This is a genomic window from Amycolatopsis mongoliensis (genome assembly GCF_030285665.1).
GTDB classification, from domain to species: Bacteria; Actinomycetota; Actinomycetes; order Mycobacteriales; family Pseudonocardiaceae; genus Amycolatopsis; species Amycolatopsis mongoliensis.
The window spans coordinates 3753406-3778115 of sequence record NZ_CP127295.1; the positions used below are offsets into that span (position 1 = coordinate 3753406).

The 24710-nt window shown below is 70.7% G+C and carries 26 protein-coding genes; 19 read left to right on the forward strand and 7 right to left on the reverse strand.

What is annotated here, in order from left to right; genetic code table 11:
• Positions 1-3 precede the first annotated feature (3 nt).
• The 5 genes from QRX60_RS18390 to QRX60_RS18410 are packed head-to-tail and all read left to right on the forward strand — an operon-like array spanning position 4 to position 4112.
• Positions 4-561 (forward strand): RNA polymerase sigma factor, encoded by a 558-nt coding sequence (locus tag QRX60_RS18390; protein ID WP_286001999.1) that lies wholly within the window; start codon positions 4-6, stop codon positions 559-561.
• Positions 558-1379 carry a zf-HC2 domain-containing protein gene (locus QRX60_RS18395; RefSeq protein WP_286002000.1) on the forward strand — a complete coding sequence of 274 codons (822 nt, stop codon included), beginning with the start codon at positions 558-560 and terminating at the stop codon, positions 1377-1379. Before QRX60_RS18390 ends, QRX60_RS18395 begins: the two co-directional genes overlap by 4 nt.
• An 11-nt stretch (positions 1380-1390) precedes the next feature.
• Positions 1391-2194, forward strand: coding sequence for an ABC transporter ATP-binding protein (locus QRX60_RS18400; protein ID WP_286002001.1), 804 nt, complete (start codon positions 1391-1393; stop codon positions 2192-2194).
• Positions 2194-3552, forward strand: a complete 1359-nt coding sequence (locus QRX60_RS18405; protein ID WP_286002002.1) for a hypothetical protein — start codon at positions 2194-2196, stop codon at positions 3550-3552. The genes QRX60_RS18400 and QRX60_RS18405 overlap by 1 nt, the downstream gene beginning before the upstream one ends.
• Positions 3549-4112: a hypothetical protein gene (locus QRX60_RS18410; RefSeq protein WP_286002003.1), complete on the forward strand. Its 564-nt coding sequence runs from the start codon at positions 3549-3551 to the stop codon at positions 4110-4112. The genes QRX60_RS18405 and QRX60_RS18410 overlap by 4 nt, the downstream gene beginning before the upstream one ends.
• Positions 4113-4177: 65 nt before the next feature.
• On the opposite strand, the gene QRX60_RS18415 is transcribed toward QRX60_RS18410, so the two are convergent.
• Genes QRX60_RS18415 through QRX60_RS18425 form a run of 3 tightly spaced genes read right to left on the reverse strand, consistent with a single transcriptional unit; the run spans position 4178 to position 6265 of the window.
• The gene (locus QRX60_RS18415) at positions 4178-4588 is read right to left on the reverse strand and encodes a PPOX class F420-dependent oxidoreductase (protein ID WP_286002004.1); all 411 of its coding nucleotides are present in this window, start codon (positions 4586-4588) and stop codon (positions 4178-4180) included.
• Between the two features lie 34 nt (positions 4589-4622).
• On the reverse strand, positions 4623-5699 hold the full coding sequence (locus QRX60_RS18420) for a GDSL-type esterase/lipase family protein (RefSeq protein WP_286003628.1): 1077 nt from the start codon (positions 5697-5699) through the stop codon (positions 4623-4625).
• Positions 5696-6265, reverse strand: a complete 570-nt coding sequence (locus tag QRX60_RS18425) for a TetR/AcrR family transcriptional regulator (RefSeq protein WP_286003629.1) — start codon at positions 6263-6265, stop codon at positions 5696-5698. Before QRX60_RS18425 ends, QRX60_RS18420 begins: the two co-directional genes overlap by 4 nt.
• A gap of 74 nt (positions 6266-6339) precedes the next feature.
• Here QRX60_RS18425 and QRX60_RS18430 point away from each other — a divergent pair, with 74 nt between their 5' ends.
• Positions 6340-6552 (forward strand): KTSC domain-containing protein, encoded by a 213-nt coding sequence (locus QRX60_RS18430; RefSeq protein WP_286002005.1) that lies wholly within the window; start codon positions 6340-6342, stop codon positions 6550-6552.
• Here the strand turns inward: QRX60_RS18430 and efeB are convergent.
• Genes efeB through efeU form a run of 3 tightly spaced genes read right to left on the reverse strand, consistent with a single transcriptional unit; the run spans position 6549 to position 9795 of the window.
• Positions 6549-7805, reverse strand: coding sequence for an iron uptake transporter deferrochelatase/peroxidase subunit (efeB, locus tag QRX60_RS18435; RefSeq protein ID WP_286002006.1), 1257 nt, complete (start codon positions 7803-7805; stop codon positions 6549-6551). The two genes, QRX60_RS18430 and efeB, sit on opposite strands and share 4 nt — an antisense overlap.
• The gene (gene efeO, locus QRX60_RS18440) at positions 7802-8956 is read right to left on the reverse strand and encodes an iron uptake system protein EfeO (protein WP_286002007.1); all 1155 of its coding nucleotides are present in this window, start codon (positions 8954-8956) and stop codon (positions 7802-7804) included. The genes efeB and efeO overlap by 4 nt, the downstream gene beginning before the upstream one ends.
• Positions 8953-9795 (reverse strand): iron uptake transporter permease EfeU, encoded by an 843-nt coding sequence (gene efeU, locus QRX60_RS18445; protein ID WP_286002008.1) that lies wholly within the window; start codon positions 9793-9795, stop codon positions 8953-8955. Before efeU ends, efeO begins: the two co-directional genes overlap by 4 nt.
• Positions 9796-10162: 367 nt before the next feature.
• Here efeU and QRX60_RS18450 point away from each other — a divergent pair, with 367 nt between their 5' ends.
• Entirely contained in the window at positions 10163-10912 is a 750-nt protein-coding gene (locus QRX60_RS18450) for a lysozyme family protein (RefSeq protein WP_286003630.1), read from the forward strand.
• A 218-nt stretch (positions 10913-11130) separates the two neighbouring features.
• Here QRX60_RS18450 and QRX60_RS18455 read toward each other — a convergent pair whose 3' ends face one another.
• Positions 11131-11535, reverse strand: coding sequence for a tetratricopeptide repeat protein (locus tag QRX60_RS18455; RefSeq protein ID WP_286003631.1), 405 nt, complete (start codon positions 11533-11535; stop codon positions 11131-11133).
• A 71-nt stretch (positions 11536-11606) separates the two neighbouring features.
• Between QRX60_RS18455 and QRX60_RS18460 the strand changes: the two genes are divergently transcribed.
• From QRX60_RS18460 to QRX60_RS18515, 12 genes are all read left to right on the forward strand, one after another.
• On the forward strand, positions 11607-12053 hold the full coding sequence (locus QRX60_RS18460) for a VOC family protein (RefSeq protein ID WP_286002009.1): 447 nt from the start codon (positions 11607-11609) through the stop codon (positions 12051-12053).
• A 125-nt stretch (positions 12054-12178) separates the two neighbouring features.
• Entirely contained in the window at positions 12179-13465 is a 1287-nt protein-coding gene (gene eno, locus QRX60_RS18465; RefSeq protein WP_286002010.1) for a phosphopyruvate hydratase, read from the forward strand.
• Positions 13466-13661: 196 nt separating this feature from the next.
• The gene (locus tag QRX60_RS18470; RefSeq protein WP_286003632.1) at positions 13662-14024 is read left to right on the forward strand and encodes an FtsB family cell division protein; all 363 of its coding nucleotides are present in this window, start codon (positions 13662-13664) and stop codon (positions 14022-14024) included.
• 138 nt (positions 14025-14162) lie between these two features.
• Positions 14163-14672, forward strand: a complete 510-nt coding sequence (locus tag QRX60_RS18475) for a DUF501 domain-containing protein (RefSeq protein WP_286002011.1) — start codon at positions 14163-14165, stop codon at positions 14670-14672.
• A 152-nt stretch (positions 14673-14824) separates the two neighbouring features.
• Complete coding sequence (locus QRX60_RS18480) at positions 14825-15997, forward strand: lytic transglycosylase domain-containing protein (protein ID WP_286002012.1); 1173 nt, start codon at positions 14825-14827, stop codon at positions 15995-15997.
• Between the two features lie 9 nt (positions 15998-16006).
• Positions 16007-16960, forward strand: coding sequence for a Ppx/GppA phosphatase family protein (locus QRX60_RS18485; RefSeq protein ID WP_286002013.1), 954 nt, complete (start codon positions 16007-16009; stop codon positions 16958-16960).
• Positions 16961-17274: 314 nt separating this feature from the next.
• Complete coding sequence (locus QRX60_RS18490; RefSeq protein ID WP_286002014.1) at positions 17275-18903, forward strand: peptide ABC transporter substrate-binding protein; 1629 nt, start codon at positions 17275-17277, stop codon at positions 18901-18903.
• 103 nt (positions 18904-19006) lie between these two features.
• Positions 19007-19936, forward strand: coding sequence for an ABC transporter permease (locus QRX60_RS18495; protein WP_286002015.1), 930 nt, complete (start codon positions 19007-19009; stop codon positions 19934-19936).
• Entirely contained in the window at positions 19929-20882 is a 954-nt protein-coding gene (locus QRX60_RS18500; RefSeq protein ID WP_286002016.1) for an ABC transporter permease, read from the forward strand. The genes QRX60_RS18495 and QRX60_RS18500 overlap by 8 nt, the downstream gene beginning before the upstream one ends.
• A gap of 6 nt (positions 20883-20888) precedes the next feature.
• Positions 20889-21884 carry an ABC transporter ATP-binding protein gene (locus QRX60_RS18505; RefSeq protein WP_286002017.1) on the forward strand — a complete coding sequence of 332 codons (996 nt, stop codon included), beginning with the start codon at positions 20889-20891 and terminating at the stop codon, positions 21882-21884.
• On the forward strand, positions 21877-22875 hold the full coding sequence (locus QRX60_RS18510; protein WP_286002018.1) for an ABC transporter ATP-binding protein: 999 nt from the start codon (positions 21877-21879) through the stop codon (positions 22873-22875). The genes QRX60_RS18505 and QRX60_RS18510 overlap by 8 nt, the downstream gene beginning before the upstream one ends.
• Before the next feature lie 103 nt (positions 22876-22978).
• The gene (locus tag QRX60_RS18515; protein WP_286003633.1) at positions 22979-24670 is read left to right on the forward strand and encodes a S8 family serine peptidase; all 1692 of its coding nucleotides are present in this window, start codon (positions 22979-22981) and stop codon (positions 24668-24670) included.
• Positions 24671-24710: the final 40 nt, after the last annotated feature.

Below are 24710 nucleotides of genomic sequence, written 5' to 3' on the forward strand. Positions count from 1 at the left end.
GGTGTGAGGAAGCTGCCACTGGAGGACGCCGACGAGGAGCACCTCGTCCGGCGCACCGCCAAGGGCGACCGTGCGGCGTTCGAGGAGCTCTACCGCCGCACGTCGCCCTGGCTCGCCGTGCGCCTGCGCCGCCGGTGCGCGGACGAGCAGGTCGTCGCCGAGGTCATGCAGGAGACGTACCTGGCCGTGTGGCGCGCGGCGGGCTCGTTCGCGGGGGCGGCGACCGGCGGCACCGCGGTCGGCTGGCTGTGGACGATCGCGGCGCGCCGGCTGGTCGACGCGTTCCGGCGCCGGGCGCACCACGCCGAGGTGCCGGCGGAAGTGGCTCTCGACGCCGCGCCCGTGCCGGCGGCGGAGGACGTGGCCCTGGCGGCGGCGATGGGGGACGAGGTCGGCGACGCGCTGCGCGACCTCGCCCCGGAGCTGCGGCAGGTGCTGCAGGCGATGGTGCTCGACGGGCTGACCGTCCGGGAGACCGCCGTCCTGCTCGGGCTGCCGGAAGGAACCGTCAAGACCCGCGCGCGGCGGGCGCGGTTCGCGATGCGGGAGGCACTGTCATGACCCATGCGTCGGACGAGCTCATCGCCGAGTACGTGGCGGGCTACGGCCTCCCGGCCGACCGGCTGTGGGGCCTCGAAGCGCACCTGGAGACGTGCCGGGCGTGCCGGGCGCGGCTCGCCGACGTGGCGCCCGTCCAGCCGGTGGTGGACCTCGTCTGGAACCGGCTCGGCGTCGAAATCGAGCTGTCGGGCGTCCCGTTCCACGGGCAGCCCGTGCGACCCCGGGCCCGCTATCGGAGCCGGCGGCGGTGGCTCGACACGTGGGTCACCCCGGTGATGCTGCCGTGGCTGGGGATGATCGTGCTGGTCACGCTGCTCGCGGCGCTGCTCGACCACTTCGGGGAGTCGGTGCTGAAGGTGACGGCGGTGCAGCTGCTCGCGCCGGTGCTGCCGGTGCTCGGCGTCGCCGCGTCGTGGGCGCGGGGGCTTGATCCGGCGTACGAAGTCGTCGTCGCGACGCCGCGGGCCGGGCTGTACCTGATCGCGCGGCGGACGCTGGCCGTGCTCCTGGTCGTCCTGCCGGTGCTCGGGGTCGCCGGGTGGCTGACCGGCACGGCCCTCGCGCTCTGGCTGCTGCCGAGCCTGGCCTTCACCACGGGGACGCTCGCGCTGGGTGGGCTGATCGGCGTTACCCGGGCGGCGTACGTGCTGATCGCGGTGTGGGTCGCGGGACTGCTGCTGCCCACCGTGGCGGCCCACGAACAAACGTTTGCGCTCAGCACCGGCGCGTTGCCGGTGTGGGCGGTGATCTTCGCGCTGACGTCGGTGGTCGTCGCCCTGCACAAGGGCGCGTTCACCCGGCTCGGCGCGCGCAACTAGGGAGGAAGAACATGCGTGCAGTCGGGGCCGCCGAGGTCGCGCCCACGGCCTACGCCTGGGAAATCCAGGCGGAAGGGCTGAAGGTGCGGGTGGGGCGGCGGAAAATGGCCGTGAACGGGCTGGACCTGTCACTCGGCAAGGGGGTGCACGGCTTGCTCGGGCCCAACGGCGCGGGCAAGACGACGCTGATCCGGGCGCTGGCGACGGTGCTCCGGCCGGCGGAAGGCAGGCTGTCGCTGCTCGGTGCGCCGGCCGGGGGGCACGCCGGGCGGCGCGGCCTGCGCCGGCGGATCGGCTACCTGCCGCAGAACTTCGGGTACTACAAGCGGTTCACCGTCCGGGAGTTCGTCGAGTACATCGCGTGGCTCAAGGAGGTGTCCAAAGAGGACATCCCCGGTGCGGTGCAGCGCGCGATCGAGCGGGTGGGGCTCGCCGACCGCGCGGACGACCGGATGAAGACGCTGTCGGGCGGCATGGTCCGGCGGGTCGGGATCGCGCAGGCGATCGTCAACGACCCGGACATCCTGCTGCTGGACGAGCCGACTGCCGGGCTCGACCCGGCGCAGCGCGTGCGGTTCCGCGAGCTGGTGCAGGAGCTCGGCCAGGACTCGTGCGTGCTGATCTCGACGCACTTGGTCGAGGACGTCGGGACGGCGTGCTCGGACGTCGTCCTGTTCGCCGAGGGCAAGCTGGTGTTCCAGGGGACACCGGACGAGCTGGCCGCGGCCGGCACCGCGGAGCACGTGGGGGACAGCCCGATCGAGCGCGGCTATTCGGCGCTTCTGGACCACCGGCCGGGCCAGGGGGCGTGGTGATGATCCTGCGCATCGAACTGCGGCGCTCCATCGCGCCCTGGGCCGGGCTGGCGCTGCTCGTGGTGGCGCTCGGTTTCCTGTTCCTGCTGTCCGGGCCGTGGTGGAAGGTGCCCGCCCCGTGGACGGCGCACACGACGACCACCGCGCTGTGGCTGCGGTTCTTGCTGGTGTTCCTGTGGCCGATCGCCGTCGGCGCCGGGGCGATCCAGGGCATGCGCGACAGCCGCTCCGGCATGGTCGAGCTGCTGGCCACGACGTCCCGGCCGGGCTGGCACCGGGCGGTCCGGCTGGCGGGCGCGGTGGGGGCGTTGAGCGCGCTCGGGTTCCTTCTGGTGTTCGGCGTCGGCCTGGTGGAGGTGCTCGGCCACGGCGGGTTCGTGTCCGCGCGCTTCCTGCCGGTCGTCCTCGTCGGCCTGCTCGCCGTCGTGGCGGGGAGTTGGGTGGGCTTGGCGGTCGGCCGGCTGCTGCCGCACCCGCTGACCGCGCCCGCACTGGCCGTGCTGACGCTGGTGGTGTCGATCCTGGCCTGGACGTCGCTCGAAGGGGCCGCGCTGTCGATGCCGTACAGCCGGTTCGGGCTGCTGGCGCCGGCTCTCGGGCAGCCGCGGGGCGCACTGGTGACGACGGCGGGTTCGGTGGACCTCGGGCAGACGGTGTGGTTCGCGGGGCTGGCCGTGACGGGATTCCTGGTGCTGGCGGCGAACTCCGCGCGGGCCCGGCTCCTCGGCTTGCTCCCGGTGGTGGCCGGGGCCGCGATCGCCCTGCCGGTCTTCCCGGCGTCCGCCGGCGGGCTCCTGGTCCCCGACGGCGTCGCCGCCCAGAAGGTCTGTGACGGGCCGATCTGCGTCAGCCGGGCGCACGAAGACAGGCTGGCTGCCTTGGGCGTGCCGGGCCGGGAAGCACTGGCCATGCTGGCGAAGCTGCCCGGCGCGCCCACCCGGATCGAAGAGCAGCTGGCGCCGGACTCCTTCACCACTGCGCCCGCCCGCGATCCCGGCGTCGTCCACCTCGACTTCCAGCGAGACGAAGACCTGCTCACGGGGGACGCGACCGAGCTGCGGCTCGCGGTGCTGGCCGGGGCCGGGCTGCCCTCGTGCTTGCCGCCGAGCCGCGGCGACGTGGCCGACGTCGGTGCCCGCATGATCGCGGCGGCGTACTTCACCGGCGAGCTGAAGCTGTTGCCCGAGTACGGCGCGAAGTGGGTCGGCCGCCAATCCGGTCCGATCGAGGGTGCGTGGGCGAAGTTCCGCTCGCTGCCGCCCGAGGTCCAGTTCGACCGGGTAGTCGCTCTGCGTCAGACGCTCCTGACCTGCCAGGGCGACCCGCTCGACACGCTGGTGCCGGGGGCCGTGCGATGAGGTGGGCGGCGCTCTACGCGCGTTCGCGGCAGGTCCCGGCGGCGTTCACCGCCCTGCTGGCCGCGACGGCGGGCGTGTGGTTCTTGGCGCGCGACTCGTGGTCGTCGATCCCGGTCATGCTGACGCTGACGGCGGGCATCGCGGTGGCGGCGATCGGGCTCAGCGGCCAGGACCCGGACCTCGACCGCACGGCGGCGCTCCCGTGGCCGGTCCGCCGGTTCGCGCACCTGGCCCTGATCGGCCTGGCGGCCGGCGGCGCGGTGCTGGCGGTCCAGGAGCTGGGCACGCTGACTGTCGACATATCGATCATCCTGCGCGACGCGGCGGGGCTGCTGGGCCTGGCCGTCCTGGCGGCGACGGTCGCGGGCGGCCAGTTCGGCTGGACGCTCCCGCTGCTCTGGGCAGCCATAACACCCTTCGTCCACGACGACGGCTCGACGACGAGCCACATCGTGGCCTGGATGCTGCAGCCATCGGGATCGGCGACGGCCACCTGGACGGCGCTGACGCTGGCGGTCGCGGGCACCGCGACCTACACGGCCGGGGGCGGCCGCCGCTGACACCGGCCAACCGGCGAGGCCGCCACGGGAACCCCCAGAGTCCCGTGGCGGCCGCCGGACCGGCCTCACACGTCGCGGATGTTCGTCTCCAGCTCGAGTGGCTCCCGGTCCCAGTCCTCCACGCCGAACGCGAGGATCCGCGAAGGGTGGATCCGGATCACGGCGTCGTCGAAGTGGTTGTCCGGGAGGTTCACCTCGGTCAGCGCCTCCGCGCGGCCGCGGATCTCCAGGCAGCGCACCCGCCACGGGTTCGTGGACGGCAGGTCGTCGACGACGAACGCGACGTGGTCGTCGGCCGCCAGGTTGCGGAACTTCTTGCTGTGGCGCAGGTTGTGCCCGGTGACGTCGATGGTCTTCTCGTCCGGGTTGTACCGGAAGCCGACCGGGTTGACCTGCAGCGTTCCGTTCGGCTGCCGGGTGGCGAGCCGGCCCAGCGGCTGGGCCTCGAGGTAGGCGAGCTCTGCTTCGGTGAACATGCCCCGAAGCAGACAACTTCAAGGGAGGTTGAAGTCAAGCGAACGGGCCGCCGAAGGCCAGTTCCGTGAAGCGCGAGGCGATCCGGCGGTGCGCGGGCGCGTCCGGGTGCAGCTCGTCCGGTAGCGGGAACTCGGCGTGGTCGGCGGGCCCGTACAGCGCAAGCCCGTCCAGGTAGTGCAGATGAGGGTCCTGCCGCTGCGCGACGATGCGCGCCAGCTCGGCGCGGACCACCTCCAGCGTCAGCTTCCCGGCCGCGACCTCGGCCGGGTCGCCGGTGGCCCGGAACCGCACCACGCCCGAAGCCAGTGCTTCGTGGTCGAAGTCGCCGGGGCCGGGCGTCCGCTCGTGGATCGGGCAGTACAGCGGCGAGACGACCAGGAGCGGCGCCGACGGGCGACCCTCGCGGACCGTGTCCAGGAACCCGTGCACGGCCGGGCCGAACGCGCGCAGGCGCATCAGGTCGGCGTTGACGATGTTGATGCCGATCTTGACGCTGACCAGGTCGGCCGGGGTGTCCCGCAGCGCGCGGGCGGTGAACGGGTCCAGCATCGCGTTGCCGCTGAACCCCAGGTTGACCAGCTCGACCCCGGCCGAAACCGCGGTCAGCGCGGCCCACGTCGTCGACGGGCTGACCGCGTTCGAGCCCTGGCTGATCGAACTGCCGTGGTGCAGCCACACCCGGCCGGGCGGCGGGGCGGGGACGACCGGCGCGTCCGTCCGCAGCGCGACCAGTTCCGTGATTTCGTTGTGCGGCAACCAGATCTCGACGTCCTTGAGGTGCCCGGGCAAGCCGGGGAACCGCACGCCGCCGGGCGCGGTCGCCTGTGCGGTGAGCTTGCCGTCCACGAGCAGGTCGTACACGCCATCCGGACGCGGCGGTGCGCCCGGGTACTCGATCTTGGTCGGCAGCGTCTCCAGTTCGATGACGGCGGCCGTCGTGCGGAACCGCAGGCGGACCCCGGCGGGCTGCGTGTCGGCCATCGCGAGCCGTGGATCGGTGTTCTGCGCCCGCGCGCGGGCGGGCAGCCGGTGCGCCACCAGGCCACGCGGGGTTTCTTCGAGTTCGAGGGCGCCGCGCACCAGGTCGGCGGTCAGCGGGGTGGTGATCACGGTCGTGGCCAATCGCGGAGTAGGGAATCGAGGACGTCGAGGAGGCGGGTCCAGCTGTCCGCGGACGCGGGCGGGCTGTGGTCGAAACCGCCGTCGGCTTCGAGGGCGACGAACCCGCGGAAGAAGCTGCCGAGCAGCCGGACGGCGTGCGTCTGGTCCGGCCCGGTCAGGTCGTAGCCCCGCAGGATCGCGCGCATCAGCTGCGCGTGCCGCACGCCCGCGCTCGCCGCCGCGGTCTCCGGGTCGAGCCGCAGCTGCGCCGCGGCGAACCGGCCGGGGTGCTCGCGGGCGTAGTCGCGGTAGACGCCGGCGAACGCGACCAGCGCTTCCCGCCCCGCACGGCCGGCCAGCGCGGCGGCGGCCCGGTCGGCGAGCTCGTCCAGTGCCAGCAGCGCGATCCGCGTCCGCAGGTCGTGTGCGTTCCTGACGTGCGAATACAGGCTGGCGACCTTGACGTCGAACCGCCGCGCCAGCTCCGACGGCGTCACCCGGTCGAACCCGATTTCGTCGGCCAGCTCGGCGCCCGCGCGGACCAGCCGCTCGGTCGTCACCCCGGCGCGTGCCATCACCACCACCTCCTTTGCCTAAGCTCAACGTAGAACTTCCTAAAGGCTTTAGGCAAGGCGATATGATGACGGTCATGCACCGGCAAGCCGTCAGCTCCTCGACGATCGCGTCGATCGGTTACGACCGCGAGGAGCACGTCCTGGAGATCGAGTTCGTGAACGAGAGCGTCTACCGCTACCGGCTGGTGCCGGAGTCCGTGCACCGGGCGCTGATGGGCGCGCCGAGCCTCGGCCGGTTCTTCAACTCGCGCATCCGCGACCGGTACCCGACGGAACAGGTGGACTAGGCGAAGAGGCCTTCGCCCCAGTAACCGGTCCGCGAGACGCCCGGCGGCACCGCGAAGTGCGCCGAACCCGTGTGCTGGACGTACTCCATCATCGCGTCCTTCGACGACAGCGCCTGCTGCATCGGCACGTACTGCTTGCGGGTGTCGCGGTTGAACGCCAGGAAGAACAGCCCCGCCTCGAGGTGGCCGACGCCGTCGGAGCCGTCGACGAAGTTGTAGCCGCGGCGCAGGATCCGCACGCCGTTCAGCGCCTGGTGCGAGGCCAGCCGGACGTGCGCGTCCGCCGGGATCAGGGGCTCGCCGCCCGCACCGCCGACGTCGAGGTCCAGCTCGTCGAACTCCGCGGTCTGGCCCAGCGGGGCGCCGGTGCCCTTCGTGCGGCCGACGATCTGCTGCTGGCCGTCGAGGGTTTCGCGGTCCCACGTCTCGATGTGCATCCGGATCCGGCGCGCCACCAGGTACGAGCCGCCGGCCATCCACGCCTGGCCGTCGGCCGCCGTGGCCCAGACCTGGTCGCGCAGGAAGTCGGTGTCCTCGGACTTGATGTTGTTGGTGCCGTCCTTGAAGCCGAACAGGTTCCGGGGTGTCTGCTGCTCGCGCGACGTCGACGAGCTGCGGCCGAAGCCGAGCTGCGACCAGCGGACCTCGGTGACGCCGAACCCGAGCCGCACCAGGTTGCGGACCGCGTGCACCGCCACCTGCGGGTCGTCCGCGCAGGCCTGGATGCACAGGTCGCCGCCGCCGCGGGCCGGGTCGAGCTTGTCCTTCGGGAACAGCGGCAGGTCGATCAGCTGCGGCGGCCGCTTCCCCGCGAGGCCGAAGCGGCCGTCGAACAGCGAGGGGCCGAAGCCGATGGTCAGGGTCAGGTGCGACGCCGGCAGGTCCAGCGCCTCGCCGGTGTCGCCGGGCGGCGCGTAGTCGCCGCTGCCCACCGCGCCGTTCGGCACGACCTCCTGGCCGGCCGTCATCCGGCGAGCCGCGTCGGTCCACGTCTTCAGCAGCTGCCGCAGCTTTTCGCGGTCCTTCGTGGTGACGTCGAGGGCGGCGAAGTGCAGGTTCGCCTGGGCCGGCGTGACGATCCCGGCCTGGTGCTCGCCGTGGAAGTCGACGGTGGTCACCGACGCCTCGGCGTTGCCACTGGTCGCCTTGTCGATCCCGATGCCCGCCGCGGCCCCGGCCCCGGCGAGCGCGACACCCGCTCCCGCCAGGCCGAAGAGCTTCCGGCGGGAGACGCGGGTGCCCTCCTCGCTCACTTGGACACGACCTCCGCAACCTTGCTCAGCGGCTCGCTCAGCGCGTCGACGGCCGAGGCGAACTCCTTGACCTGGTCCTGGGAAAGCTCGTTGTACAGCTTGAAGCCCTCACCGGCGCGCGTCTTGTCGAGCAGGCCCTGCACGTTCGCGAACTCCTTGTCCAAAGTGGACACCAGGGCCGCGTCGCGTTCCTGCAGCAGCGGGCGCAGCGAGGTGATCGCGCCCTTCGAACCGTCCACGTTGGCCTGGAAGTCCCAGAGGTCGGTGTGCGAGAAGGTCTCCTCCTCGCCGGTGATCTTGCCGGTTGCGACCTCGTCGAGCAGGCCCTTCGCGCCGTTCGCGAGGTCGAGTGCGGTCAGCTCGAACGTCTTCGACTTCGCGACCAGGTCCTTGACGTCGGTCAGCAGCTTGTCCGCGATCTGCGGGCTGTCGGCCTGCAGGCCGGACACGAAGAGGTCCTTCTCCAGCCGGTGGAAGCCGGTGAACTGCTGACCCGGCTCGAGGTCGGCCTCGCGGACGTCGATGGCCGGGTCCAGGTCGCCGAACTTCTCGGCCACCGGCTCGATCCGCTCGTAGTAGGTGCGGGTGCGCGCGTACGCGGCCTTCGCCTCGTCGACCTTGCCCGCCTTCACGAGGTCGACGAACTTGCCCGTCTCCTCCTCGAGCGCGGCGGTGTTGTTCGCGACGTAGCCGGCGTAGCTCTTGGTGGCCTGGGCCTTCTGCGCGTTGGCGTCGCCCTGCTTCGCCGCGCCGCCGGTGACGGTGAACTCGCCCCGGATGCCGTCGCCCGCCATGCCCGGCTTGCAGGCGGTCTGGTACTTGCCGGCGTCGGCGACCTCGACGATCAGCCGCCGGTTCAGCCCGGGCGCGATGTTCTCGACCTCGCCCACGATCCGGTCGCCCTCGGCGTAGAGGTAGAACTCGGTGACCTTGGTGCCCTTGTTGGTGATCTCGAAGGTCACGTTGCCCGCGCCCGCGGTGGTGGCGGAGACGGTGCACGCGGTGTCGGTCGCCTCGACCTTGATCGGGCCACCGGCCGCGGCGGTCTCGTTCCCGGTGCTGCCCTGGCTGTCGCACGCGGTCAGTGCCACCAGGGCGGCGGCACCGGCCACCACGGCCAGTGGAGTTCGGGGGGACTTGCGCACGCTCACTCCTTCGAGGCGGCCGCGGCGGCGGGCGCCGGCGCGGTCTTGCTGGGCTTGAGGAAGAGGGGCAGCACGATGACGACGTAGGCGACCCACGCGATGGCCTGCAGCAAGGTCGTCTGCTGCGAGTAGTTGAAGATGCCCTTGAGCAGGGCGCCGTACCAGGACGTCTCGGGCACCGTCGCCGAGGCGTCGAACGCCAGGGTGCCGATGCCCGGCAGGAACGCGGCCTCCTGCAGGTCGTGCAGGCCGTAGCCGAGCACGCCCGCGGCGACGAACACGAGCAGGACGCCGGTGATCGTGAAGAACTTCGTCAGGTTGAACCGGACGGCGCCCTTGTAGAGCAGGTAGGCCAGGATCACCGCCGCCGCGATGCCGACGGCGAAGCCGATCAGCGGCTGCACGGTGTCCGACTGCGCGGCCTGGACGGTGGAGTAGAAGAACACCGCGGTCTCGAGTCCTTCGCGGCCGACCGCGAGGAACGACAGCAGCAGCACGGCCAGGGGGCCGACGTCCAGCGCGTCGTCCATCTTCCCGCGCAGCTCGGCGGCGATGCTCTTGGCCGCCTTACGCATCCAGAAGATCATCGCGGTGACGAACACGACCGCGACGATCGACAGGCTCCCGCCGAGCAGCTCCTGGTGCTCGAACGACAGCTGGGCCGTCGTGTAGGTCAGGACCGCGCCGACGGCGACCGACAGCAGCACCGCGGCGCCGACGCCCGGCCACACCCAGCGCAGCGCGTGGCGCCGGTCGGTCTTGACCAGGAACGCCACCAGGATGCTGACGACCAGTGCGGCTTCCAGGCCTTCGCGCAGCCCGATCAGCGCGCTCGAGAACAACACCGGTCCGCCTCCTGGGTCTGCTGGGTACAAGATGTTTTTAGGTAAGGCTCACCTGTAAGTCCAGCCGGTGCGCGTTCGCTCGAAACGATGCAATCGGGCAAATCGGACTCAAGAGCAAAGTTAGGTTAGGGTAACCGCAGGTCAGGGCCCTGCGCGTCGACTCGATAACGAATTCTGTGACGTCGCTGGCAGTGGACCTGTTTTTACCCTCCGCTTGCCTGGTCAGGCGGCAGAGGGTCCCTCTTGAGTGGCTCCGTAACCTGATCGGGTGGCCGATACCGCTCAGCCGACCGTCACACCTCCGCACGCGCCCCCGGGTGGTCCGCCGCGGCGCTACCTCGGCCGCGCGGCCCTCGCGCTGGCGCTGGTGCTCACCGGCGTGGTCCTGGTCGTCACGATCGGTATCCGGAACCCGGCCGCCCCCGCCGCCGCGCCCCCGCCGCCGCGGCCGGCGCTGCCCATCCCGGAGCAGCGCCCGCAGCCCGGCGCCGAGTCGCCGCGTGCCGGGCTCGCCGCCCCGGTCGACCGGCCGGCGGTGTCCGACCAGGCCGAGCTGGACGCGTGGGCGACCCGCGTCGCGGACAAGACGCACCTCCCGGCGCGCGTGCTCGCCGCGTACGGCCGGGCGGAGATGTGGATGCAGCGGCAGAAGCCGACGTGCCACCTCTCGTGGGCGACGCCGGCGGGCATCGGCCGGGTCGAGGCCGGGCGCGGGAACTTCGACCTCTCGGCGATCGGCGCGGACGGCCGGGTCGCGAAGCCGGTGGTCGGCCCACCGCTGAACGGCTCGGCGGGCGTCCCCGCCGTGCACGACACCGACGGCGGCAAGCTCGACGGCGACAAGACGTGGGACCACGCGATCGGCCCGCTGCAGTTCCTGCCGTCGACGTGGAAGAAGTACCAGGAGCGGGCCAACGGCGACGGCGGCACGCCGGACCCCCAGAACGTGGACGACGCGGCCTTCACGGCGGCGCGCTACCTGTGCTCGGGCGGCGACGACCTGGGCACGCCGGCGGGCTGGTGGCGCGCGATCCTGTTCTACAACGCCGGAGTCGCGTACGGCCAGGACGTCTTCAGCGCGGCGGACGCCTACGCGGAGGCGAGCGTCGCGCCGTGAGTCAGAGTTCCCGGTCGGCGAAGAACGGCGTGACGGCCATGAGCACCAGCAGCAGCAAGCCGGCGTAAGCGCCCAGCGTGGCGAAGATCGACATCGTGGTCCCTCCCTGGTTCGGTCTGGAACCAGCCTCGCCGGACGAGGGGGTGCCGCGGATCGGCCGAGGGGCCCGGATCCATCAGCCGAAAGTCCGAGACCTCGGGGCCGTTCGGCCCTTTCGGTCACAGCTCGCGCAGGGCGATGTGCGCCTTGACTTCGCTGATCGCCTCGAGGTACTCCGGCACCGGGTTCATCGCCGACGCCATCCGCATCTGGGCCAGCGCCTCGACGAACCGGCCGAGGCGCTGCAGGGTCCGGCCGAGGATGAACCGGGCGTAGTGGTCCGTCGGGTCCAGTTCCAGCACCCGGGTGAACGCCTGCTCGGCGCGCCGCAGCTGCGCGGAGTGGAAGTACGCGCGCCCGGCCAGGAGGTGGACCGACGGCTTGTCCTCTTCGGATTCCAGCAAGGGCTGCAACGCCTTCAGTGCGTCCAGCGGACGGCGGCGGCCCACCAGATCCTCGGCCTGGCGGAAGGCATGGAACCGCGACTCCTCGGGAGGCTGCGAAGCAGCTGCGGCGTCCGTCATGGTCATCCCACGTTACCTCGGAAGAGGGGCTTGCACACGCCGCCGAACGGGACGTGATGGACTGTCCCGCCATGAGCAGCCCGTACCGGGGCCTGGCGCCCTACCTGTACTACTCCGACGCCACGGCGGCGCTCGCCTGGCTGACCAGGGTCTTCGGGTTCACCGAGGAGGTCCGGTTCTGCGACGGGGCCGGCGAGGTCTTCCAGGCGACGCTGCGCGCGGGCGACGCGCGGATCCAGATCGCCGGCGTCGGGCCGGACTACTGGCAGGCCAAGGGCGTCGACGGGCCGGTCGGCCAGCTCAACATCCTCTACGTCGACGACGTCGACGAGGCCTACGCGCGGATCGGGGCGGCGCTCGGCGACGAGGGCGAGCTCGAGCCGCCGCAGGACCAGCCCTACGGCGCCCGGGTGTTCACCGTCGCCGACCTCGGCGGCAACAGCTGGACGTTCTGGCAGCAGACGTCCGAGACCGTGGAGCTGCCTCCGGGCTGGCAGGCGGTCCGCACTGACGAGTGAGTGACCGGCCGTGCCTCCAACGGGTGAACTGCGGCGACGGCTAGGCTGGGCGTCACCACCCGCCGACGTTCGCTTTCCCGCGGAGGCGGCATTCACTACAGGCACGACGCACCGAGGAGCATGGCGTGGCTCTCATCGAGCAGGTAGGCGCGCGCGAGATTCTGGACTCGCGTGGCAACCCGACCGTCGAGGTGGAGGTGGCGCTCGACGACGGCACGCTCGCGCGGGCCGCGGTCCCGTCCGGTGCGTCCACCGGCGAACACGAAGCGGTCGAGCTGCGGGACGGCGACACCGGCCGCTACAACGGCAAGGGCGTCGAGCGCGCGGTCGCCGCGGTGCTCGACGAGATCGGCCCGGAGATGGTCGGCATCGAGGCCGTCGACCAGCGGATCGTCGACCAGAAGCTGGTCGACCTCGACGGCACGCCGGCGAAGTCCCGCCTCGGCGCGAACGCCATCCTCGGCGTCTCGCTGGCCGTCGCGAAGGCCGCCGCCGAGTCGGCCGAGCTGGAGCTGTTCCGCTACCTGGGCGGGCCGAACGCGCACGTGCTGCCGGTCCCGATGCTGAACATCCTCAACGGCGGTTCGCACGCGGACAGCAACGTCGACGTCCAGGAGTTCATGATCGCGCCGATCGGCGCGGAGACCTTCCGCGAGGCCCTGCGCTGGGGCGCCGAGGTCTACCACTCGCTGAAGTCGGTGCTGAAGGGCCGCGGCCTCTCGACCGGTCTGGGCGACGAGGGCGGCTTCGCGCCGAACCTGGCGAACAACCGCGAGGCGCTCGACCTGATCCTGCAGGCCATCGAGAAGGCCGGCTACACCCCGGGCCGCGAGGTCGCGCTCGCGCTGGACGTCGCCGCGACGGAGTTCTTCGCCGACGGCGCGTACACCTTCGAAGGCAGCAAGAAGAGCGCGGAGCAGATGTCGGCGTACTACGCCGAGCTGCTGCGCGACTACCCGCTCGTGTCCATCGAGGACCCGCTGAGCGAGGACGACTGGGACGGCTGGGTCACCCTGACCGCCGAGGTCGGCGAGAAGGTCCAGATCGTCGGCGACGACCTGTTCGTCACCAACCCGGACCGCCTCGAGGAGGGCATCACCCGCCGCGCCGCCAACGCGCTGCTGGTGAAGGTCAACCAGATCGGCACGCTGTCCGAGACGCTCGACGCGATCTCGCTGGCCACGTCGTTCGGCTACAAGTCGATGATGAGCCACCGTTCCGGCGAGACCGAGGACACGTTCATCGCCGACCTGGCGGTCGCGACCGGCGTCGGCCAGATCAAGACCGGTGCCCCGGCCCGCGGCGAGCGGATCGCCAAGTACAACCAGCTGCTGCGCATCGAGGAGACCCTCGGTGACGCCGCCCGGTACGCCGGCGAGCTGGCCTTCCCGCGGTTCAGCGCCGAGGGCTGAGCCTGCCATGGCCGACCGGGGGAGGACGACGCGCAACCGCCGAGGCGGCGGCGGGGCTTCGCGGGCCAGCCGGCCCGCGCCGGCCCGCCGTCCCGAGGCGGCGCGCCGGCGCACCGGCGACGCGGAGACGACCCGGGCCCGGCTCCGCCGGAGCCTGGCGGCGAAGCGCGCGTCCGGTGCGGCGAAGGTGCTCGGCATGTCCACCACCCGCCGCGCGGCGGTGGTGGCGATCGTGGTGTGCGCGCTGGCGTTCACCATCGCCGTGCCCCTGCGCACGTACCTCGCCCAGCGGACCGAGATCCGCGAGCAGCAGGCGCAGCAGGCCCAGCTGCAGCAGACGGTCGCCCAGCTCCAGGGCCGCAAGGCGGAGCTGAGCGACCCGGCGCAGATCGAGGCCGAAGCCCGGCGGCGGCTGCGGTACGTCAAGCCGGGCGAGACGCCGTACATCGTCCAGCTGCCCGAGGACAAGGCCCCGGACGCGGCGCCCCAGCCGGGACAGCAGCAGGTCCCGGACGGCTCCTGGTACGACAACCTCTGGAACCAGGTCTCGGGCGGCTGAGCCCGAACGCCCCAATGTGGCGTTGGTTGCGTCTGACGCACCCAATGTGGCGTTCGGTGCGTCGGACGCACCGAACGCCACATTGGGGCGCTTGGGGCGCGGGCCGGGTGGTGAGCCTCACGCTCTAACCTTGAGCGCGTGAACAGCACGCAGCAGCACCGGTTCGAGCCCGTCACCGACGCCGACCGCGAGATCATCGCGGAGCAGCTCGGGCGGCCGCCGCGGGCGCTGCGGGCCGTCGCCGCCCGGTGCCCGAGCGGGCACCCCTCCGTCGTGCAGACCAGCCCGCGGCTGGAGAACGGCACGCCGTTCCCGACCCTCTACTACCTGACCTGCCCGAAGCTGAACTCGATGATCGGCACGATCGAGGCGTCCGGGATCATGAAGGAGATGACCGAGCGGCTCTCCACCGATCCCGAGCTCGCTGCCCGCTACCAGCGGACCCACGAGACCTACCTCGCCGAGCGCGACGCGATCGAGCCGCTCGGCCACCAGGTCACCGCCGGGGGCATGCCCGGACGCGTCAAGTGCCTGCACGTGCACGTCGCGCACTCCCTCGCGGTCGGTCCGGGCGTGAATCCGTTCGGTGACGAGACGCTGGAGCTCCTTAAGGCGAACGGGTGGCCCACAGGGGACTGCGCCGCGTAACGCTCGCGCGACGTAAACAGATAACTGGGCTGGGTGAGCGAAAACCCCCGTCCGGCGAGATCCAGACTCCCGAAGGGGTGAAACCGCGCCCCGGGTACGGCAGGCTGTCACCCGAGGGTGGATGAGGCGATCCGGCCAGGAGGGTGCTAGCTATGCGCGTGCGGCGACTGCCTGACGCAGTCGGAAGCCACACCCGAAGATTCGGGATCCGCCACCGCACCGCGTTCCCCCTGATCACCGGCATCTTCGCGGTGATCCCGGCGTTGCTCGCCGGCGGTGGCACCCTCGGCTGGCTCGGCGGGAGCGGTGACCACACCCGCGACGCCGCACTCGGCCAGGGCTACGACCCCGGGCACGCCGCCATCCAGCAGATCGCCGTCGACGGCACCCTCCCCGGCGCCCCCACCCCGCTGCCGCTCCCGGCGTACGAACTCCCCGACGGCCCCCTCGGCATCCCCGCCACCGCGCTCGTCGCGTACAAGAACGCCGCCGACATCCTCGGCCGCGAGCAGCCCGCGTGCCACATCGACTGGGCCCTGATCGCCAGCATCGGCCGGATCGAGTCCAACCACGCCCGCGGTGGTTATGTCGACGCGAACGGCACCACCCGCGAGCCGATCCTCGGCCCGGAGCTCAACGGCCAGGGCGGGTTCGCCGCGATCCCCGACACCGACCACGGCGAGCTCGACACGGACCCGGTGTGGGATCGCGCGGTCGGCCCGACGCAGTTCATCCCGGCGACCTGGCGCGGTTACGCCTCCGACGGCAACGGCGACGGCAAGTCCGACCCCAACAACATCTTCGACGCGGCCCTGGCCACCGGCCGTTACCTCTGCTCCGGCGGCTTCGACCTGGCGAACCCGGACCAGCTGCGCGGCGCGATCTACCGCTACAACAACTCCGACACGTACGTGAACACCGTGATCCTGTGGGCCGAGGCCTACCGCAACGGGATCATGCAGGTGCCGGACAGCACGGTCCCGATCGGCGCCCCGAACGCGGCGGCGCTCCCCGCGCCACCGGCGATCCCGCCCCCACCGGTTCCGACGACGACGCCGAGCGTGCCGCCGACGACGGGCACCTCGAAGCCGCCGACCACGACCACAACTCCGGGCTCGTGCACGAAGCCGCCGACGACGACACCCACCACGACCACGGTGATCACCACGACGACCACTCCGCCGCCTTCGACGACGGAAACCGGTGAGACCACCACCACCCCGCCGACGAAGACCACTCCCGTGGAGCCGACGTGCGGGCAGACGGTCACCTCGGTCACGACGACCACCACGACCACGACCGTCGGGACGACACCCGCCAGCTAGGGTGATCGCATGCCTCGTGTTGCCGCGATCGACTGTGGGACCAACTCCATCCGCCTGCTCGTCGCCGAGCTGACGCCGCGCCACGACGGCACGGTCGACCTGCGCGACCTGCACCGCGAGATGCGGATCGTCCGGCTCGGCCAGGGCGTCGACGCCACCGGCGAACTCGCTCCCGAGGCACTCGAACGCACCCGTGTCGCGCTCGCCGACTACACGGTCGCGGCCCGGCGCAAAGGCGTCGAGAAGGTGCGCATGGTCGCCACCTCCGCCACCCGCGACGCGAAGAACCGCGACGACTTCTTCCGCATGACGCGCGAGACCCTCGGCGTCGAGGCCGAGGTGATCACCGGCGACGAGGAAGCCCGGCTCAGCTTCACCGGCGCGGTCGGCGAACAGGACCCGGCCGACGGCCCGTTCGTCGTGGCCGACGTCGGCGGCGGCTCGACCGAGCTCGTCCTGGGCACCTGGGACGGCCGGCAGGCCGAGGTGCTCGCCGCGAAGTCCGTCGACATCGGCTGCGTCCGGATCACCGAGCGCGCGCTGAAGAGCGACCCGCCGACCGCCGACGAGATCGCCGCCGCCCGCGACCTGGCCGGCAAGGTCCTCACCGAGGCGTTCGACGTCGTCGACGTCGCCCGCGCGAAGACCTGGGTCGGCGTCGCCGGCACGGTGACGACGCTCTCGGCCATCGCCCAGGAGCTGACGGAGTACGACCGCGAGCGCGTCCACCTGTCGAAGCTCGGCCCCGCGGACATCGACCGGCTCGCGACGCGGCTGCTGGCCGAGAACCACGCGACCCGGGCGGCGAACCCGGTGATCCACCCCGGCCGCGTCGACGTGATCGCCGGGGGCGCCGTGGTGGTCCAGACCCTCGCCGAGCAGCTCGCGGCCCGCGGCGGCCCGACCGAGCTGGTGGTCAGCGAGCACGACATCCTGGACGGGATCGCCCTCTCGCTGGCCTGATCCGGTTCGGGCGAGGGCCGCGCCGGATTCCGGATCCGGTCAGGCGGGGCTCTTGACAAGCTCCGCACCGACCCGTTCGGACGCCCGAAAGGGCTTGTGCCGCAAGGAGAATCGAACACGAACCGAACGTGAGCGCGTGATGACCACGTGTCCGCGCTAGGCCGTCCGGAGTACCCGGTTTCCTACCTTGGTTGTGCTCCAACCAGGTGGTCCCGACGGTCGTCACTGATTTGCAACACCGCAGTCCTGTGATCAGCTTCATCGCCCCCGATAGCGTGCGTCTCACCTTTCGGACAGACGGAGATGGAGGGGACATGCGTCGTTCGCGCAGGCTCTGGGGACCCACGGTGGTGATGACCTCGCTGGCGCTCGCGCTCGCCGCGTGCGGTGGCGGTTCGGGCAGCTCCGCGGGCGCCGGCGAGACCAACCCGGACGGCGCGGTCAGCGTCTACGGCACCGAGCCGCAGAACGCGCTGGTCCCGACGAACATCAACGACCTCGGCGGCACCAAGGCGATCCAGGTCATGTTCGCGACGCTGGTCGGCTTCAAGGGCGCGGACGCGAAGCCGTTCAACCTGATGGCCGACTCGATCACGACGACCGACTCCAAGGTCTACGACATCAAGATCAAGCAGGGCTGGAAGTTCCACGACGGCACCGAGGTGAAGGCGCACAACTTCATCGACGCCTGGAACTACGGCGCCTACGCCCCGAACGGGCAGCTCAACACGGACTTCTTCTCGAACATCCAGGGGTACAAGGACGTCCACCCCGCGGACGAGAACGCCAAGCCGGCCACGGACAAGATGTCCGGCCTGGTGCAGAAGAGCGACTACGAGTTCCAGGTCACGCTCGACGCGCCGTTCTCGGTGTTCGACATCAAGGTCGGCTACCAGGCGTTCGCGCCGCTGCCCGACGCGTTCTTCAAGGATCCCAAGGGCTTCGAGCAGCACCCCATCGGCAACGGCCCGATGAAGTTCGTCTCGCGGACGCCGAACCAGGACATCAAGCTCACCCGCTTCGACGACTACAAGGGTGACGACAAGGTCCACTTCAAGGACCTCGACATCAAGATCTACTCGAGCCAGGAGACCGCCTACCAGGACCTGCTGAGCGGGCGGCTGGACTTCATGGAGGCGCTGCCGCCGTCGGCGGTCGCGGGCGGCAAGTACAAGGCCGACCTCGGCGACCGGCTCGTCACCGGCCACCTGCTCGAGATCAGCACCATCGCCGTGCCGTACTACGTGCCCGGCTACAGCAACAACCTCGAGCTGCGCAAGGCCATCTCGCTGGCGATCGACCGGGCGCAGATCACCAAGACCGTCATGAACGACACCTACGTGCCCGCGGACGGCTACATCGCGCCGGGCATCCCGGGGGCGCGGCCCGGCGTCTGCCAGTTCTGCAAGTTCGACCCGGCGGCGGCCAAGGAGGCCTTCGCGAAGTCCGGCTTCAAGGGCAAGCTGACCATCGCGTCCAACGCGGACGGCGGCCGCAAGGAACCGCTGACCGCGGCGTGCAACAGCATCAAGAACACCCTCGGCGTCGAGTGCGACTTCGTGCCGGCCACCGACTTCGGCCAGTGGCGCAGCATCGTCACCGGCAAGAAGCTGACCGGCATGGGCCGTTCGGACTGGTCGGCGGACTACCCGTCCATCGAGGACTTCCTCAACCCGATCTACAAGACCGGCGGCTCCTCGAACGACTCCAGCTACTCGAACCCGCAGGTCGACGCGATCCTCGCGCAGGCGGACGCCACCGCCGACAAGGACGCCGCGGTCAAGCTGTACCAGCAGGCCGAGGACCTGGTCGCGAAGGACCTGCCGTCGATCCCGGTGTGGAGCGAGAAGGGCGTCGCGGCGAAGTCGAAGAACCTCAAGTCCGCGGCCCTGGACTTCCGGCGGATGCCGGACTACCCGTCCATCGAGGTCCTGAAGAAGTAGCGCCGCGCTGATCCGCAGCAACCACCACCACGCCGTCGTGAGTGTTTAGGGCGGTTCTAACCGCCCTAAACACTCACGACGGCCGGCGCGCACTAGGAACGTCATGACCCGCTATGTCCTGCGACGGCTGCTCCAGCTGATCCCGGTGTTCTTCGGCACCACCTTCCTCATCTACGTCCTGGTCTGGGCCGTGCCCGGCGACCCGTTCTCCGGCAAGTGCGGCCAGACCGCCTGCCCGTCGGCCTACATCGCCCAGATGACCGAGAAGTTCCACCTGAACGACAACCTGTTCGTCCAGTACCTCAAGTACCTCGGGAGCCTGTTCACCGGCGACTGGGGCGAGACCTTCAACGGCACCTCCGTCGGCGAGCTGATCGCCACGTCGTACCCGATCACGCTGCGCCTGGCCGTGATCGCCGTGGTCATCGAGGCCCTCATCGGCCTCACCGCCGGCGTGCTGACCGGCCTGCGCGGCAAGGGTTTCCTCGACAACCTCGTGCTGGTCTCGACCACGTTCCTGATCTCGCTGCCGGTGTTCGTCACGGCGATCGTGCTGCAGCTCGCCCTGGGTGGCAACGGCCTCGGCCTGATCGAGGCCAGCGTGTCGGAGGACCCGAGCGTCGGCGAGCTCATCGTGCCCGGCCTCGCGCTCGGCAGCCTGTCCATGGCCTACGTGGCCCGGCTGGCGAGGACGAGCATCGCCGAGAACCGCCGCGCCGACTACGTCCGGACGGCGATCGCCAAGGGCCAGCCGCAGAGCCGCGTGGTCGGCGTCCACCTGCTGCGCAACTCGGTGATCCCGGTCCTCACCTTCCTCGGCACCGACCTGGGCGCCCTGATGGGCGGGGCGATCGTCACCGAAGGCGTGTTCAACATCAACGGCCTGGGCGGGCTCATCTTCCGCGGCATCCAGAACCGGGAGAGCGCGACCGTCGTCGGCGTGGTCGTCCTGCTGGTGCTGGTGTACCTGCTGATGAGCCTGATCGTCGACCTGCTGTACGCCGTTCTCGACCCGAGGATCCGCTATGACTGACCCGAACCTGGTGGGCGGCGGCGGTGCCGACGCGGCCGAGCTGTCCCGCATCGACGACTCCGGCGCCGGCCCGCAGAAACCCCGCAGCCTGTGGGGCGACGCGTGGCGCCAGCTGCGGCGCAAGCCGGCGTTCGTCATTTCCGCCGTGATCATCCTGCTGATCGTGCTGATCGCCATCGCGCCCGGCCTGTTCAGCTCACGGGAGGCGGGCTTCAGCGATCTCACGCACGCCAACGAAGGCCCGTCAGCGGACGCCTGGTTCGGCTACGACAACCAGGGCTACGACGTCTACGCCCGCACGATCTACGGCGCCCGCGCGTCTCTGCTGGTCGGCGTGTTCTCGACCCTGCTGACCGTCCTCTTCGGATCGCTCGTCGGCATCTTCGCCGGCTACTACGGGCGGTTCGTCGACAGCCTGCTGTCGCGCTTCGGCGACATCTTCGCGGGCCTGCCGTTCGTCCTCGGCGCGATCGTCATCCTGACGACGTTCAACGCGCCCGGCACGAACCCCGGCGCGGTCACGATCATCGTCCAGGTGGTCTGCTCCATCGCCGTGCTGAGCTGGCCGGTGGCCATGCGCATCATGCGCTCGGCGACGCTGGTGGCCAAGCAGCTCGACTACGTGAAGGCCGCGCGCGGCCTCGGTGCGAGCACCCCGCGGATCATCTTCCGGCACCTGCTGCCCAACACGATCGCGCCGGTGCTGGTGTACGCCACCATCGCGCTCGGCGCTTTCATCGGCGCCGAGGCGACGCTGGCCTACCTCGGCATCGGGGTGCGCCCGCCGGTGATCTCGTGGGGCGTGATGATCAGCGACTCGCGGGACTACTTCCGGAACGATCCGCACATGCTGCTGTTCCCCGGCGGTTTCGTGACCCTGACCGTGCTGGCCTTCGTGATGCTGGGTGACGGCATCCGCGACGCGCTCGATCCGAAGTCGAGGTAGATCCCCTTGTCCGACCACGAACTGCTGCTCGAAGTAGAGGATCTGCACGTCGAGTTCCGCACCGCCGACGGTGTGGCGAACGTGCTCAACGGCGTCGGCTATTCGGTGCACGCCGGGGAGACCCTGGCGGTGCTCGGCGAATCCGGCTCCGGCAAGAGCGTCACCGCGCAGACGGTGATGGGCATCCTCGACATGCCGCCCGGCGTGATCACCGGCGGCGCCGTGCGCTGGCGCGGCGAAGACCTCCTCACGGCGTCCGACGAACGGCGTCGCGAGGTGCGCGGCAGCGAGATCGCGATGATCTTCCAGGACGCGCTGTCCGCGCTGAACCCGGTCTTCACCGTGGGGTTCCAGATCGAGGAACAACTGACGGTGCGGCTCGGGATGTCCAAGAAGGACGCCCGCAAGCGCGCGATCGAGCTGCTCGACACCGTGCGCATCCCGGCCGCGGAACGGCGGATCAAGGACTACCCGCACCAGTTCTCCGGCGGCATGCGCCAGCGCGCGATGATCGCGATGTCGCTCGCGCTGGACCCGGACCTGCTCATCGCCGACGAGCCGACCACCGCACTCGACGTCACCGTGCAGGCCCAGATCATGGACCTCCTGCGGGAAATACAGGCGGAGCGCAAGATGGGCCTGGTGCTCATCACCCACGACCTGGCGGTGGTCGCCGAGGTCGCCGACCGGATCGCGGTGATGTACGCGGGCCGGATCGTCGAACAGGCCGACGTCGTCGAGCTGTTCCGCGCGCCGGCCCACCCCTACACCGCCGCGCTGATGGACTCCCTGCCCCGGCTCGACCTCAAAGGACAGACGCTGGAAACGATCAAGGGCCTGCCGCCGAGCCTGCTCGACATCCCGCCGGGCTGCGCGTTCCACCCGCGGTGCAAGCGGGCCGAAGCCAAGTGCGGGGTGGACGTCCCGCCGCCGATCGGCATCGGGTTCGGCCGGACCAGTGCGTGCCACTTCGCCGAAGAGGTGGTGAACTCCCGTGCCTGAGCCCATTCTCTCGGTCACCGACCTGAAGAAGTACTTCCCGGTGCGCACCGGCGTCCTGTTCAAGCGCACGATCGGCCAGGTCAAGGCGGTCGACGGCGTCTCGTTCGACCTGCTGCCGGGCGAGACGCTCGGCGTCGTCGGCGAGTCCGGCTGCGGCAAGTCCACCTTGGCCCAGGTCCTCATGCGCCTCGAAGAGCCGACCGGCGGCAGTGCCAAGTTCGCAGGCCGCGACATCTTTTCGCTGCGCGGCAACGAACTGCGGAAGCTGCGGCGCGAGATCCAGATCGTGCTGCAGGACCCGTACACCTCGCTCAACCCGCGGATGACCGTCGGCGACATCGTCGGCGAGCCGTTCGAAATCCACTCCGACGTCGCCCCGAAGGGCTCGCGGGCGAAGAAGGTGCAGGAGCTGCTGGAGGTCGTCGGGCTCAACCCCGAGCACCTCAACCGCTACCCGCACCAGTTCTCCGGCGGGCAGCGCCAGCGCATCGGCATCGCGCGGGCGCTCGCGCTGCGGCCGAAGGTGATCATCTGCGACGAGCCGGTGTCCGCATTGGACGTCTCGATCCAGGCCCAGGTGATGAACCTGCTCGGTGACCTGCAGGGCGAGTTCGGCCTGTCCTACGTGTTCATCGCGCACGACCTTTCCGTGGTGCGCCACCTGTCCAACCGGGTCGCGGTGATGTACCTCGGCAAGATCGTCGAAATCGGGACGGACGAGGAGATCTACGAACGACCGTCCCACCCGTACACCCAGGCGCTGCTGTCCGCGGTACCGGTGGCGGACCCGGCCGTGCGCGGCCAGCGGCAGATCATCCGGCTCGAGGGTGACGTGCCGAGTCCCCTGGATCCCCCGTCCGGGTGCCGGTTCCGCACGCGCTGCTGGAAGGCGCAGGACATCTGCGCGTCGGAGGTGCCGGAACTGGTGCCGCGGACGGACGGCCACTTGTCAGCTTGTCACTTCGCCGAGCAGAAGTCGGTTGTTCCATAACGTACGTTTGGCCGTTGTTTACGCAATGTCCGATCTATACGGTGCAGGAACCGCTTTCCCGAGGAGGAGAATCGTGCAGAGACCCAGGCTTCTCGCCGCGGCCATGGCCGTCCCGCTGTTCGGGGCGATCTCGGCTGTCGCGGTCCCGGTCGCTTCGGCGCAGCCCGCGCTGTCCGGCCCGGCGACCGAGTTCACCGTGCTCGCCAAGGACACGCAGAGCATCGGCACCGTCCAGCAGGCGATCCGCGCCGCGGGCGGCACCGTGCTGGAGACGAACAGCGCCGTCGGCCTCATCAAGGCCAGCGCCCCGGCGACCGGGTTCACCGAGCGCGTCTCGGCGAACCGGGCCGTGTTCGGCGCGGCCAAGGCCCAGGTCATCGGCTCGCTGCCGAAGAACGGCAAGAAGGCCAAGAACGACAACGCCGAGAAGGAAGGCCGCGGCGCCGCCTCCGCGAAGAAGGCCGCCACGAAGGCCGTCGGGATGGACCCGCTGGACGACCAGCTCTGGGGCCTCAAGTCCGTCCGCTCGGACCTCTCGCGCACCAAGCAGGCCGGCAGCAAGCAGGTCAAGGTCGGCGTCATCGACACCGGCATCGACGGCACGCACCCGGACATCGCGCCGAACTTCGACGCGGCCGACTCGCGCAACTTCACCAAGGACATCCCGTTCGACGTCAACGGCGTCGAGGTCGACGGCCCGTGCGAGTTCCGCGGCTGCGTCGACCCGGTGAACCACGACGACGGCGGCCACGGCACGCACGTCGCCGGCACGATCGCCGCCGCGGCCAACGGCTTCGGCGTCTCCGGTGTCGCGCCGAACGTGACGCTGGTGAACATCCGCGCCGGCCAGGACTCGGGGTACTTCTTCCTGCAGCCGACCGTCGACGCGCTGACCTACGCCGGCGACGCGGGCATCGACGTCGTCAACATGAGCTTCTACACGGATCCCTGGCTGTACAACTGCCAGGCGAACCCGGCCGACTCGGCCGCCGAGCAGGCCGAGCAGCGCACGATCATCGAGGCGACCCAGCGCGCGCTGAACTACGCGCACCGCAAGGGCGTCACGATGGTGGTCGCGCTGGGCAACCAGCACACCGACCTCGGCGCGCCGCAGCCGGACACCACCAGCCCGGACTACCCGGCCAACACGACGCACCCGCGTCAGGTCGACAACAGCTCGTGCCTGAACCTGCCGGTCGAGGGCAACCACACCATCGGCGTCAGCGCGTTCGGCCCGTCGCAGGCGAAGGCGGACTACTCGAACTACGGCACCGAGCAGATCTCGGTTTCCGCGCCGGGCGGCTACTTCCGCGACGGCTTCGGCACGCCGTGGTTCCGCACGGTCGAGAACGAGATCCTCTCGACGTACCCGAAGAACGTCGGCGTCGCCGAAGGCACCATCGACGCGGCGGGCAACGTGACGCCGGCGGGTGTCGCGCTGGGCGTCCAGAAGGCGACGGCGGCCGACGGCCGGGTCGGCTACTACCAGTGGCTGCAGGGCACGTCGATGGCGACCCCGCACGCCACCGGCGTCGCGGCGCTGATCGTTTCGCAGTACGGCAAGAAGTCCGGCGCCGGCTTCGGAATGGACCCGGACAAGGTCCAGCGCGTGCTCGAGGGCACGGCGTCGAAGATCGCCTGCCCGGTCCCGCGGACGGTGGACTACCTGAAGGAAGGCCGCGACGCCTCGTTCACGGCGACCTGCGTGGGTGACCCGTCGTTCAACGGCTTCTACGGCCACGGCGCGGTCGACGCCTACTCGGCGGTGACCCACGGGTCGCAGTACCTGAAGTAGGGAACGCCCGGAACGGAACGCCCCGGACAGGCAACCTGTC

Excerpts from the sequence above, each read along its gene's own strand:
- QRX60_RS18395 (WP_286002000.1), top strand. The coding sequence starts at position 558 with ATGACCCATGCGTCGGACGAGCTCATCGCCGAGTACGTGGCGGGCTAC.
- QRX60_RS18400 (WP_286002001.1), top strand. The coding sequence starts at position 1,391 with ATGCGTGCAGTCGGGGCCGCCGAGGTCGCGCCCACGGCCTACGCCTGG.
- QRX60_RS18405 (WP_286002002.1), top strand. The coding sequence starts at position 2,194 with ATGATCCTGCGCATCGAACTGCGGCGCTCCATCGCGCCCTGGGCCGGG.
- QRX60_RS18410 (WP_286002003.1), top strand. The coding sequence starts at position 3,549 with ATGAGGTGGGCGGCGCTCTACGCGCGTTCGCGGCAGGTCCCGGCGGCG.
- QRX60_RS18415 (WP_286002004.1), bottom strand. The coding sequence starts at position 4,588 with ATGTTCACCGAAGCAGAGCTCGCCTACCTCGAGGCCCAGCCGCTGGGC.
- QRX60_RS18425 (WP_286003629.1), bottom strand. The coding sequence starts at position 6,265 with ATGGCACGCGCCGGGGTGACGACCGAGCGGCTGGTCCGCGCGGGCGCC.
- QRX60_RS18430 (WP_286002005.1), top strand. The coding sequence starts at position 6,340 with ATGCACCGGCAAGCCGTCAGCTCCTCGACGATCGCGTCGATCGGTTAC.
- QRX60_RS18455 (WP_286003631.1), bottom strand. The coding sequence starts at position 11,535 with ATGACGGACGCCGCAGCTGCTTCGCAGCCTCCCGAGGAGTCGCGGTTC.
- QRX60_RS18460 (WP_286002009.1), top strand. The coding sequence starts at position 11,607 with ATGAGCAGCCCGTACCGGGGCCTGGCGCCCTACCTGTACTACTCCGAC.
- QRX60_RS18470 (WP_286003632.1), top strand. The coding sequence starts at position 13,662 with ATGTCCACCACCCGCCGCGCGGCGGTGGTGGCGATCGTGGTGTGCGCG.
- QRX60_RS18480 (WP_286002012.1), top strand. The coding sequence starts at position 14,825 with ATGCGCGTGCGGCGACTGCCTGACGCAGTCGGAAGCCACACCCGAAGA.
- QRX60_RS18485 (WP_286002013.1), top strand. The coding sequence starts at position 16,007 with ATGCCTCGTGTTGCCGCGATCGACTGTGGGACCAACTCCATCCGCCTG.
- QRX60_RS18490 (WP_286002014.1), top strand. The coding sequence starts at position 17,275 with ATGCGTCGTTCGCGCAGGCTCTGGGGACCCACGGTGGTGATGACCTCG.
- QRX60_RS18495 (WP_286002015.1), top strand. The coding sequence starts at position 19,007 with ATGACCCGCTATGTCCTGCGACGGCTGCTCCAGCTGATCCCGGTGTTC.
- QRX60_RS18500 (WP_286002016.1), top strand. The coding sequence starts at position 19,929 with ATGACTGACCCGAACCTGGTGGGCGGCGGCGGTGCCGACGCGGCCGAG.
- QRX60_RS18515 (WP_286003633.1), top strand. The coding sequence starts at position 22,979 with ATGGCCGTCCCGCTGTTCGGGGCGATCTCGGCTGTCGCGGTCCCGGTC.